Consider the following 12,446-nt stretch of genomic DNA (forward strand, 5'->3'; position numbering starts at 1 on the left):
CTTTGATGTAAATCATCATTTGTAATCTTTTAAACAAGCAATTTTCAAATTCTCAAATCTTCAAATTCTCAAATTAAAATTATGAGTTTGCAAAGTAATATTCATTTAATGAGTTACCAATTCCATAAAGCTCTTTCCGGGTTTGTGTTAAAAACAAATGCAGGCCTTCATCGCGGATGCTTTTTACCGAACTGTATTTGATCCGGCTTTGCAACCTGCCTATCTGGAATGACATTTCGCGGAAGGTATCTACATTGCTGTCATTTTTCAACCTGTCAAAATATCGGTGTATGTTATTTACCGAATAGATAACCGAGCGGGGGAAGTCGTTATTCAATGCTACCTGTTCCAGTACATTCTCCGCCTCAAAACCCTCGCGGTATGTTTTCAGGTACAGCTCATATCCGCCTAATGAAAGCAAAAGATGTTTCCAATAGGTGGTGTCTGTCAGCAGGTCCGGATTATCACTTACCGAACTGAATTTGGTATCCAAAATATCTACCGATTGAATGGCCCGCTCCAGGTACTTGCCGATATTCATAAAGCTGCGCCCTTCGCCACGCTCCATAGTGATCTCGGCCGTACCGTAGTAAAGCATTACTTGTTTTATCAGTATATCAAGTACGCCGATAGGGTCTTCACGCTGTAAGGAACGCTCCAGGCGCGGATCTTTTACGGTATGGTAATACTCGTTAAGGCATTGCCAAAGATCCTTGGAGATGTGTTCCTGCACCCCACGTGCGTTCTCCCTTGCCAGGGTTATAATGTTCAATATCGAGTTAGGATTGTTTTTACCCGTAACCATGTATTTTAAAACTGCCCGGCTATCATTTTCCAGTTTATCAACTTCTGCCTCTTTAATTCCGGCAAAAATTCTGATCACCGGCTCCCACGTAAATTCCTGAACGGTATCCTGCGATGAGGCATAATTAATTTTGAGCATCCGCAGCATACCATCGCTGCGCTCAATGTAACGGCTTAACCAATAAAAACTTGCTGCAACCCTGCTTAACATATTAGCCCTTTAAGCCCCCTAACCCCCTAAAGGGGGAATGATAAGGGGATATTTATTAAAAATTTAACTATACTATTTTCACTCCCCCTTTAGGGGGGCGGGGGGCTTACGCCAGCACCCACGTATCTTTACTGCCGCCGCCCTGCGAGCTGTTAACCACCAATGAGCCTTCTTTTAAGGCCACACGGGTTAGGCCGCCGGGTACAATCTCAATGCCATCGGGGCCGTACAATGCGTAGGGCCTTAAGTCAATACGGCGGGGTTTTAATGAGCCCTGCATGTAACATGGCGCTGCCGAAAGGCTGATGGTAGGCTGCGCTATAAAATTACGGGGATCTTTCAGAATTTCTTTTTTATATTCCTCAATTTCCTCTTCAGATGCCGCGTGCCCCATCAGCATGCCATAACCGCCGCTGCCGTTGGTTTTTTTAACTACCATTTTATTCAGGTTTTTAAACACATGCTCACGCTCGTCGGGGTTGCCCAGCTGGTGGGTGGGCACGTTTTTAAGTATCGGTTCTTCGTTCAGGTAATACCTTATCATGTCCGGTACGTATACATACACCGCTTTGTCGTCGGCCACTCCGGTACCAATAGCGTTTACAATAGCTACGTTGCCTTTGCGGTAAGCTCCCATAATACCCGCTACACCCAGCATACTCGCGGGGTTAAAGACCAGCGGATCAAGGTATTCATCATCCACCCGGCGATAAATTACATCTACCTGCTGTAGCCCTGTTGTGGTTTTCATATAAACCTTATGGTTATTTACCACCAGGTCGCGTCCCTCCACAAGTTCAACGCCCATCAGGCGGGCCAATGTAGTGTGTTCAAAATAAGCTGAGTTATAAATTCCCGGGCTTAACAGCACGATAGTAGGATTGGAAATTTGCCTTGGCGATAATGCCAGCAGGTTTTTATACAGTATCGTTGGGTACTCTGTAACACTCCTTACACCGCACTGAGGCAGCAAATCGGGGAATAAGCGTTTGGTTATTTCGCGGTTTTCCAGCATATAGCTCACGCCCGATGGGGTGCGCAAATTATCTTCCAGTACATAAAAAGTACCGTCCTCATCGCGGATCAGGTCGATGCCCGAAATATGTACATAGATATCGTAAGGTACCTTCAATTGGTACATCTCGCGCAAAAAGTGCGGGCACGAATAAATGATATCAATAGGCACAATACCATCCTTTACAATAAACTGGTTATTGTATATATCTTTCAGAAAATGGTTTAGCGCGGTAAGGCGTTGCTTAATACCTTTTTCTACAAAAGCCCATTCGCTTGCGGTAATAATGCGCGGGATAATGTCAAAGGGGAAAATCTTTTCAATGCCCTCGCCGCTGTTATACACCGTAAAGGTGATACCCTGGCTCATAAAAAGACGTTTGGCCAGTTCCTCTTTTTTGTTCAGATCGTCGGCCGATTCCTGCGAAATATATTCTATTACCTTACGATAATGTTCACGAACATTGCTGTCCAGGCCATACATTTCGTCCCAAACACCACTTATTGGGTTATATTTATCAAAATAAGCTGATTCCTGCATATGAAATTGTGAAGATTTGAAGATTACTAATCAGTTATTTTTTAAAAATGTAATTTATGAAGTGTTTTTGATAAAAAAGCAAATTATTTTGAATTTTTTGCGATTATTTTAATTGATTTTTCATTTTTAACAAAGTTTATGTATTGATATGGTAATTTGTGAAGGTAAAAGTTGTTTTAAAGGTCTCGTCGTCTTCGCCTAAAATATCAATCGTCAGTGATGTATCTTTGCATAAACCTTATACAACTATTCATGTTATCTCAAATCATTAAAAAGTATGGACTGTTGTGTGGAGTACTATTGCCGTTGCTTCCGGCTTGCGACAATAACAAATGGGCGAAAGGCTTATTGCCTGCTAAAGCAACGGTTAAGTTCAACGCAGTTGATACCGCGTCAGAAAGTTTTAATGTATTCTTCAATAGGTTTAGCACCGATTCTGCGTTTCAAATATCAAGGATCGAGTTCCCGCTAAAGTTAACGATAATTGCGGCGAAGGTGAAAGTGATACCACAAAATTTCTCCAAAAAAAGATTGGTCATTCGCGCATGCGCAGCCTGAGAAAAAAATAATCACCAAGCTGGCTCAAACGGGCAAAGGCATGGCCAATATTCACTTTTTTATTGAAGATACGGGCGTTTCGGTTTATTATCAATTTGTCAGCAGGAGAGGAAAATGGTGGATGACTTCAATTAGAGATGAATCCGATTGAAGTTTTACAGCGTTTCACCCAAGTCCCCACAGGCCTTTACTCACATATCTCTCCGCGCACCCGGCATTTCAATACTAACATTTAAGTTGTTGATTTCGAGGTTGTCTTCCTTCTTTTTTAAATAATATTCCTATTTTGAGCATATCAAAAATATTCTGCTTACTTTGGTAGTAGGCTTACAATAAAGCCTGCCATATTTAAACCATCCTATTTCAAGCTTTTCGGTTTTTAAACATGAAAACTATTTTAGGTATTATCATTTTCCTGGTAAGTTACCGCTATGTATCGGCGCAGACTTCTGTTTTGGCTGATAATCCCGATGACGGCTGTAAAATAAAGTTCGAAAAGATTAAATCAAAAATTGATGCCAGGCGAAAAAGATACGAATTTAATGTGCAGGAATACAAGGACGGCCTGTTTTGCAGCGAATGCGGCCGCACCAAGAGCGAAATTGAAGAACGTGCCCATTTAAGTTTTAGTCAGCACATCCGCGATGGCGCCACCCATAACCGCCGTGCCCTGGTTGCAACAAAACAGCTATACCATGACCTTTATAATGATTATCTTATTGATTTTAATGATCTTAAAAAAGAATATGATGATAAGTATAACGATTGCGGGGGCGATAATTCTTCGTTGGTTTTACAAACAATAACAGATCAGCAGTTTCAGTTATATACGCTTGAACTTGGCGGAGACACCAATCAGTATAACACGCAGTGGGAATTACTTCGAATAAATTATACTTTTTATTATTCCTGGTTTATGAGGATCAGCATTACCAGGTGGCAAAGCACCAGGGTGCAGACTATTTGGCTTACCGATAATCATTATCAGGCAGATGGTCGTGAAAATGCGATTATAAAGGCAGGCAATCTTCTAAATAACTACCTTCAAACTTTAACCGGGCAAACTTTAAAAAGGGAGCAATCATCTGCCTTTATAGGTTTGGATTCCCAACCTACATGGCCGTTGAAGGGCGCATTGGTTAGCAAATAATCAATGAACCAACGAACCTGTTGTTGTTGAATTTACCAAATAAAAGTCCCGGGCGTGGTACCTATCCGGCAACAAAAAATGCCCGGAAGAAACCACGGGCATTTTAAATATTCAAGCTAAAATAGCTTAGTGTTTTACGTCATGAACTTCTTCTTCCCTGAACAATTTAGCGCTAAAGAAATCATTGTTCATGCGGGCAATGTTGGTCAGCTTAATTTCTTTAGGGCATTCGGCTTCGCAGGCACCGGTATTGGTACAGCTGCCAAATCCTTCTTCGTCCATTTGGGCTACCATTGATTGTACGCGGCTGTAACGCTCTGGCTGGCCTTGCGGCAATAAGCCCAGCTGGGTAACTTTTGCAGAAACAAATAACATGGCCGACGCATTTTTACATGCCGCAACGCAGGCGCCGCAACCAATACAGGTAGCTGAGTTAAATGCTTCGTCGGCAATAACTTTAGGGATAAGGATGGCATTACCATCGGTAGTTACACCGGTATTTACCGAAACATAACCGCCCGCTTGCTGAATCCTATCGAATGCCGAACGGTCAACTGCCAAATCCTTCACAACCGGGAATGCCGAAGCTCTCCATGGTTCAATGGTGATGGTTTCGCCATCATGAAAGGTACGCATGTGCAGCTGGCAGGTGGTAACACCACGCTTTGGCCCGTGCGGGTGGCCGTTGATATATAATGAGCACATGCCGCAAATACCTTCGCGGCAATCATGATCAAAGTTAATAGGCTCATCGCCTTTATGGGTCAAACTTTCGTTAACAACGTCAAGCATTTCCAAAAATGACATATCAGGCGAAATATTTTCGGCCTTGTAAGTCACGAATTTGCCCGATGTCTGAGCATTTTTTTGACGCCATACTTTCAGCGTCAGGTTCATATTTCCGTTACTCATCTCTTTAAGATTTTGTATCAAGTAGTAAGTATCAAGTATCAAGTAGGTTGGCGGTATCAGTTATCAAGATTTTTTTCTGTCTTGATACTTGATACTAACTACTTGCTACTAAGCGTAATTTCGTTGCGATAAATGAACTGCTTCAAATACCAGTTGTTCTTTGTGTAATTCCTCCGGTTGGTTTTCGCCTTTAAATTCCCAGGCTGCTACAAACGCGAAGTTTTCATCGTCGCGCAATGCCTCACCATCTGCTGTTTGCGATTCAACCCTGAAGTGGCCACCACATGATTCATTGCGCATCAATGCATCATCAACCATTAGTTCGCCAAGTTCGATGAAGTCGGCTATACGGCCGGCCCTTTCTAATGACGCGTTTACTTCCTCATTTTCGCCGGTTACAATGGCGTTTTTCCAGAAATCCGCTTTCAGCGCCTGAATCAAACCTTTGGCTTTTGTTAAACCTTCTGCCGTACGGGCCATGCCGCAATATTCCCACATAATGTGGCCAAGCTCGCGGTGATACTCGTTTACAGTTTTATTGCCTTTTAAAGCCAATAACTTATTGATATAGGTGATCACATCCTTTTTTGTAGCTTCAAAAGCAGGGTGCGATGTATCAACCTTTTTAGGGCCAATTTTAGCCAGGTAATCGCCAAGGGTATAAGGGATCACAAAATAACCATCGGATAAACCCTGCATCAAAGCAGAAGCACCCAAACGGTTAGCCCCGTGATCGCTGAAGTTACATTCGCCCAAAGCATATAGGCCAGGTACGGTTGTGCTCAGGTTATAATCAACCCAAAGGCCGCCCATAGTATAGTGTACCGCCGGGTAAATACGCATAGGTTGTTTGTATGGGTTTTCATCCGTTATCTGGATGTACATATCAAACAGGTTGCCATATTTTGCCCTCACGGTGTCTTCGCCTAAACGTTTGATGGCATCGGCAAAATCAAGGAATACCGCAAAACCCGAACCACCTACGCCCTTGCCTTCTGCAACCATTTCTTTGGCGTTACGTGAGGCCACATCGCGTGGCACAAGGTTACCAAAGGCTGGGTATTTACGTTCCAGGAAGTAATCGCGGTCGTCCTCTTTTACCTGGTCGGCTTTGATGGTTCCTTTGCGTAATTGCTCGGCAATCTCAACAGTTTTTGGCGCCCAAACACGACCATCGTTACGTAACGATTCAGACATCAGCGTAAGTTTCGACTGGTGATCGCCGGTTACCGGGATACAGGTTGGGTGAATTTGGGTATAACAAGGGTTTCCGAAGAATGCGCCGCGTTTGTGGGCCCTCCAAGCAGCCGTTACGTTTGAGCCGATTGCGTTGGTTGACAGATAGAAAACGTTGCTGTATCCACCTGTACACAACAATACTGCGTGACCGGCGTGAGTATCAATAGAACCGGTTATCATGTTACGGGTAACAATACCTTTGGCATGGCCATCAATAGTAACCACATCAAGCATTTCGGTACGGGTGTACATTTTTACCTTACCGGCATGTATCTGGCGGTTTAATGCCGAGTATGCGCCTAAAAGCAATTGCTGCCCGGTTTGGCCACGTGCATAAAAAGTACGTGATACCTGCGAACCACCGAATGAACGGTTATCCAGCAAGCCACCGTACTCGCGGGCAAAAGGAACACCCTGTGCAACGCACTGGTCAATGATATTTACCGATACTTCGGCAAGGCGGTACACGTTGCCTTCGCGGGCGCGGTAATCGCCACCTTTTATAGTGTCATAAAACAAACGGAACACACTGTCGCCGTCGTTCTGATAGTTTTTTGCAGCATTAATACCACCTTGTGCTGCAATAGAGTGCGCACGGCGTGGGCTATCCTGGAAACAAAAAGCTTTTACGTTATAACCAAGCTCGGCCAATGAGGCTGCTGCTGATGCGCCTGCCAAACCAGTTCCTACAACGATGATATCGTATTTACGCTTGTTGGCCGGATTAACCAGCTTCAGGTCAAATTTATGCTTGCTCCATTTTTGGGCTAATGGGCCTTCTGGAATTTTAGCATCTAAACTCATTTCTTTTATATTTTATATTAGTGAGTGGTTGGTTTGGTGAGTTGTGAGTGGAGAGTAGTGAGTTTGAAAGGGTGTTTTACTTCCCAACTTAATCACTTAACTTAATCAACCATTCAACTTAATCAACCTAATCAACTCATTTAACTTAATCAACCTTTAACTACAAAATAGTAATATACCGGCATAGCGGCAAAGCCCAGCGGGATAATTACTGCGAAGAACCAGGTGCCAATGGCATATACGATAGGTGTGTATTTACGGTGTACCCAGCCTAGTGTGCGGAAAGCACTCTGGAAACCATGCAACAGGTGGAATGACAGTGCACCCATGGCTATAACATAAAGAATAACATACCATAAGCTGCTAAAGCTTGTTACTACACGTGCATGTAAATCTTTTACCCTTACAATTTCTACGTTGTTTTCAACAGAAACTGAGTGGCTAAAATCTTCTGAAACCGGTGTGTAAACAGATTCGGTTGTTTTGCCCGTTGCCAGATCAGTGCGGTACTCCTTAAAAGCAACATCGTTGGTATATTTATACTTGAACCAAAAATCGCCCATGTGGATAACGATAAATAAAAACAGTATCGACCCCAAAAGCCCCATGTTTTTTGAAGACCAGGTAGCATCAGATTTTGGCTGGATAGCATAGCCTACCGGACGTGATTTGCGGTTTTTAACCGTAATAATTAATGCGTAAAGCGCATGTACCGCTATAGACAGGTATAAGATATACGCAATTACTTCAATTGGTGCAAAATGTGTAAGAAAGTTGGCATACACATTAAAACCAAAACCATTATCGTTGCTAAATAGCAGCAGGTTGCCCCCAAGGTGTACAATAATAAAAGTACACAAAAACAAGCCTGTTAAAGCCATGATCAGCTTTTTGCCCAGCGATGAGTTAAAGGTTTGTTTAATTTCGCTCATTATTAATTTAGATTTATTTTGGCAAAAGTATCTATTATATGCCAAAAGATATAAATGCATCCCGCTTATTAACCGCGAAAAAGCTATTTAGAATCAATCTAAGAAATTGCCATATAATTACACAAAATCCCTCCTTTAAATAAAGGCTAACAGCTAAAATATCAGGCTATCGCTACTACTTTATCTTTCAATACAGCAAAAATTTTATCGGCCTGCCCGCTGCGGATAGCTATTTTGCCGGTGAATTTGCCAAACGACGGAAAGATTGCCTGTTTTTTGCCGAATGCGAAGCAGGGTAAGGTAATACTTTGCCTGCCTTTACCGCTCAGGTTTACACCCGGATGGATGTGTCCGCAAAAAACATAACCGCCCGCGTTTAACAGTTCATGGTCGGGCAGGGGGTAGTGCAGCATCAGGAAGGGGCCAATTAATAATTCGTCATGCAGTTCAATATCGAGCTTTTGGTAGTTGCTGTCGGCTATAATATCATGGTTGCCCCTTATCAGGATGATTTGCAATCCCTGAAACTGGCTGCGCCAAAGTATAAACCAATCCCAATCATTATTCATATCGCTGTGAAACAAATCGCCAAGGAAAATAAGTTTTTCGGGTTTATATTCGTGGATCAGGTCGGATAAGGTGGCCAGGTCGCTTTGTTCCATATCGCGGGGTACCGCAATACCCGCCTTGCGGAAATGGCCCACTTTACCAAAGTGCACGTCGGCAACAATTAAAGCTTTTTGCTGTTGCCAGTAAATAGCTTTTTGAGGCAGTAATAAGAGATCCTGGTTGAGTAAATTAAAGGGAGTAGCCACACCGATCATCATAACAAAGCAAAGTTAAAAATTTTATTTGGGGCCAACCTGGTAAGCTTGCGTAATCAGAGAAATCACTTTTAACTTTTCTTAGATAAAGAAAATACACGACTTAAAAAAGGCAGGTAGCCTCTACGAGGCAAAATAAAGATTAGATGGATACTTCTACAAATATGTGGCCTCTACGAGGCATATCAGCATATTTTTCTGCCTCGTAGAGGCTACATATTTGTAGAAATGGAAAGAAAAAAATCTTTGCCCCGTTAGGGGCTACCTATATTTCGATGTCAAATCTTTAAAAGCTTCCCTGGCTTAATTGAATATGAAAGCGTACGGTTTTTCTTATATATTTTTAACCACTTGTAACACAACCCGATAATTGACCGTAAATACATCAAACCCAATTATATGAAAGCGCATCATTTTTTAGTTTTTTCATTTGCTTGTTTTATGATAGCCGCCTGTAAGGATGACAAGGTTATACCCCAACAATTACAGGGAACATACAAAGGGTCATTCAGGAGTGTAAATACGGCATCCATGACCGATAGGGCGGGCTTGCTTAATGGCAGCGCCGAAATTGTTATCAGCGGTAATAATTACCAGGGTGGTTGCGCAGCCGTGCAACAAAGCAAGGGGGGGTATGTAGTAGCAGGTAATGAAATAACCTTTACAGATAGCCTTATGCATACTGCCGATTTTAACTGGAGTTTGCTCCTAAACGGCACGTTTAAACAAAGTAACAAAGGCGATAGCCTGGTATGGACTAAAACGCTGGGCACTTACAATTATATTTACACCCTTAAAAAACAATAACCTCGGCGGCATTATTGATTTATCGAATGATGAAGGAAAAACTTCGATGTTGGATATTCAAAATTCGTTATTCGATATTACATTCCCTTCTTTCTTACTACTTTTACCGCAACCAATACGGTTTACATGAGTAATACCTTTAACCGCCCCATCCGAGTTCTTGTTGCCAAGGTAGGGCTCGACGGTCACGACCGCGGCGCACGCATCATAGCTACTTCGCTGCGCGATGCCGGCATGGAAGTAATTTATACCGGTTTGCGCCAAACGCCCGAGATGGTGGTGAACACCGCCCTGCAGGAAGATGTTGATGCTATCGGTATCTCTATATTATCCGGCGCGCATATGACGGTTTTTCCAAAAATATTAAAGCTGATTAAGGAAAAACAGATGGATGATGTGCTGGTTACCGGCGGCGGCATTATCCCTAACGACGATATGATTGCGCTGAAAGAGCAGGGGGTAGGCGAGCTTTTTCCGCCCGGAACAAGCACGCAGGATATTGTAAAATATATTACCGATTGGGTGCATCAGCACCGCAATTTTTAAATAATTATACCAATGGGATTTGAAAACATATTAACAGAAACGAAAGATAGGATACTATATATTACAATCAATCGTGAAAGTAAGCTCAATGCCCTTAATAAGGCTACCCTCGCCGAACTGCATGCCGCGTTTTTTGATGCTTTTAATGAGCCTGCTGTCGGCGGTATTATTATAACCGGTGCCGGGGCTAAAGCCTTTGTTGCCGGTGCCGATATTAGCGAATTTGCCGATTTGAATGTTGCCAATGGAACCGCTCTTGCCCGTGATAACCAAACCCTGGTTTTTGATTTGATAGCCAATGGCAACAAACCTGTTATTGCGGCTATAAATGGATTTGCCTTGGGCGGCGGATTGGAACTGGCTATGGCTTGCCACATTAGGATAGCTGCCGAGACTGCCAAAATGGGTTTGCCCGAAGTAACGCTTGGCCTTATACCCGGCTATGGTGGTACGCAGCGCCTTACTCAATTAATAGGCAAAGGCAAAGCGCTGGAGATGATATTAACCGCCGAAATGATTACCGCTGCCGATGCATTGCAATATGGCCTGGTTACCCATGTAGTTAGCCAGGAAGCTTTATTAGCAAAAGCCGAAGAGTTGATGTTGAAAATTATATCAAGGGCTCCGCTGGCCCTTGCGTCTGCTATTCACGCCGTAAATTCAGGATTAACCGATGGTATTAACGGCTATGAAACAGAGATAGAAGAGTTTGGCAAATGCTTTGGCACCGAAGATTTTAAAGAAGGGGTAGCCGCATTTTTACAGAAACGTAAGGCGGAGTTTAAGGGAAGATAATTATTGAATTATTGAATTATTGAATTATTGAATTATTGAATTATTGAATTATTGAATTATTGAATTATTGAATTATTGAATTATTGAATTATTGAATTATCAGATCCTAAAAATCAAAATCCAAAAAAATCTGATAAATCCGACGAATCGCGGTTCAGACAAGTGCATTAGGGATCGTCGCGGATACCGGCCAAAGTGGCTAAGGCCTGTGTAGTATGAGCACAGAGCCCGGCCGTAGGCAATGCCCGGAAAAAGAATCGAGCGGTTAGAATCAGAATTAAGAACGCAGTTTAATTTGATTTTTTTCGCAATTGCGGCATTTTACGCAGAAAATACCTTTCGATCGCACTAAATCCCATGTTAAGCCAGTGTTAATTCTGACATTGAAACAGCAATTGTCAAGCTATTTTACAGTGTCCTGACCATTGTACTGTATTGGTCAAAAAATAAATTATTGTCAATCAAACGGTTAAATACTCATGACTTTTGGATGAAAAATCATATGTGTTTTGGTGCTTTAATTTGCCCTGTGTTTAAAACAAAACAAAATCAAAACACAACAATGGTTATGAAAAATTCATTCAAAATTTCAGCTTTAATTTTAGCTTTTGCCGGCTTAGGTCTTGGCGCATCAGCTCAAACAACAACACCTACTACCACAACAACTTCTACTACAACAACCACCCCGGGTGGCATTCGTTACAGCATTGGCGTTGATGCGGGTATTCCTGTAGGCAACTTTAAAGATAATTACAAATGGAACTTAGGCGGATCGGTACAGGCAGACATCCCGGTTTACAAACAACAGTTATTTGTAACTATTAACGCAGGATACAACAATGTTTTTGGCAAAAAGAATGTTGGTGGTGTTGCTGCCAATGATGTTACCGATTTTAAATTGCTACCAGTAAAAGCCGGTTTAAAATTCTTCCCTATCGAAAATTTTTATGTACAGGGTGAAGCAGGTGCGGCTTTTTTGTTAAACAAATCTGATCTTGGCGCCAACAAATCAACCGCTTTTGTTTATGCTCCACAAATTGGTGTTCAGTTCCCGGTAAGCAAAACCAGCTTTATTGATGCTGGCGTGCGTTACGAAGCAACCACCAAATATGCCACTGGTGTTGATGCAAGCAAAGTGAATTTTATAGGTGTACGGGTAGCCTACGGGTTTTAATATCGATTCTACTTTTACCTGAAAAAGCAAAAAGAGGCGGCCGGTTATGGTCGCCTCTTTTTGCTTTTTGTGGATATTTTTTTAACCAATGTGACAACTATAATTCAATAAAATCGTACAAATAGCTACATTGTT

At 42.4% G+C, this 12,446-nt stretch carries 11 protein-coding genes; 5 read left to right on the top strand and 6 right to left on the bottom strand.

What is annotated here, in order from left to right; genetic code table 11:
- Positions 1–79: 79 nt before the first annotated feature.
- Both BMX56_RS07565 and BMX56_RS07570 read right to left on the bottom strand, forming a co-directional pair.
- On the bottom strand, positions 80–1,015 hold the full coding sequence (locus BMX56_RS07565; RefSeq protein WP_090643496.1) for an alpha-E domain-containing protein: 936 nt from the start codon (positions 1,013–1,015) through the stop codon (positions 80–82).
- A 106-nt stretch (positions 1,016–1,121) separates the two neighbouring features.
- Positions 1,122–2,570 (bottom strand): circularly permuted type 2 ATP-grasp protein, encoded by a 1,449-nt coding sequence (locus tag BMX56_RS07570; protein ID WP_090643501.1) that lies wholly within the window; start codon positions 2,568–2,570, stop codon positions 1,122–1,124.
- Positions 2,571–3,513: 943 nt separating this feature from the next.
- Between BMX56_RS07570 and BMX56_RS07580 the strand changes: the two genes are divergently transcribed.
- Positions 3,514–4,278: a hypothetical protein gene (locus tag BMX56_RS07580; RefSeq protein WP_090643508.1), complete on the top strand. Its 765-nt coding sequence runs from the start codon at positions 3,514–3,516 to the stop codon at positions 4,276–4,278.
- A gap of 126 nt (positions 4,279–4,404) precedes the next feature.
- On the opposite strand, the gene BMX56_RS07585 is transcribed toward BMX56_RS07580, so the two are convergent.
- The 4 genes from BMX56_RS07585 to pdeM form a co-directional block, all read right to left on the bottom strand.
- Positions 4,405–5,190, bottom strand: a complete 786-nt coding sequence (locus BMX56_RS07585; RefSeq protein WP_090643512.1) for a succinate dehydrogenase/fumarate reductase iron-sulfur subunit — start codon at positions 5,188–5,190, stop codon at positions 4,405–4,407.
- Positions 5,191–5,298: 108 nt separating this feature from the next.
- Positions 5,299–7,233, bottom strand: a complete 1,935-nt coding sequence (locus BMX56_RS07590; RefSeq protein ID WP_090643517.1) for a fumarate reductase/succinate dehydrogenase flavoprotein subunit — start codon at positions 7,231–7,233, stop codon at positions 5,299–5,301.
- A 149-nt stretch (positions 7,234–7,382) separates the two neighbouring features.
- Complete coding sequence (locus tag BMX56_RS07595; protein ID WP_090643522.1) at positions 7,383–8,165, bottom strand: succinate dehydrogenase cytochrome b subunit; 783 nt, start codon at positions 8,163–8,165, stop codon at positions 7,383–7,385.
- A 161-nt stretch (positions 8,166–8,326) separates the two neighbouring features.
- Entirely contained in the window at positions 8,327–8,992 is a 666-nt protein-coding gene (gene pdeM, locus BMX56_RS07600; RefSeq protein WP_255369796.1) for a ligase-associated DNA damage response endonuclease PdeM, read from the bottom strand.
- 396 nt (positions 8,993–9,388) lie between these two features.
- Between pdeM and BMX56_RS07605 the strand changes: the two genes are divergently transcribed.
- From BMX56_RS07605 to BMX56_RS07620, 4 genes are all read left to right on the top strand, one after another.
- Positions 9,389–9,796, top strand: coding sequence for a hypothetical protein (locus tag BMX56_RS07605; RefSeq protein ID WP_090643526.1), 408 nt, complete (start codon positions 9,389–9,391; stop codon positions 9,794–9,796).
- Positions 9,797–9,922: 126 nt separating this feature from the next.
- A complete protein-coding gene (locus BMX56_RS07610) occupies positions 9,923–10,342 on the top strand; it encodes a cobalamin B12-binding domain-containing protein (protein WP_090643530.1) in 420 nt (139 codons plus the stop codon).
- 12 nt (positions 10,343–10,354) lie between these two features.
- The gene (locus BMX56_RS07615; RefSeq protein WP_090643533.1) at positions 10,355–11,137 is read left to right on the top strand and encodes an enoyl-CoA hydratase/isomerase family protein; all 783 of its coding nucleotides are present in this window, start codon (positions 10,355–10,357) and stop codon (positions 11,135–11,137) included.
- A gap of 568 nt (positions 11,138–11,705) precedes the next feature.
- Positions 11,706–12,311 (top strand): hypothetical protein, encoded by a 606-nt coding sequence (locus tag BMX56_RS07620; RefSeq protein ID WP_090644027.1) that lies wholly within the window; start codon positions 11,706–11,708, stop codon positions 12,309–12,311.
- Positions 12,312–12,446 lie beyond the last annotated feature (135 nt).

This window comes from Mucilaginibacter sp. OK283 (genome assembly GCF_900110415.1).
In the GTDB taxonomy this organism is placed as follows: Bacteria; Bacteroidota; Bacteroidia; order Sphingobacteriales; family Sphingobacteriaceae; genus Mucilaginibacter.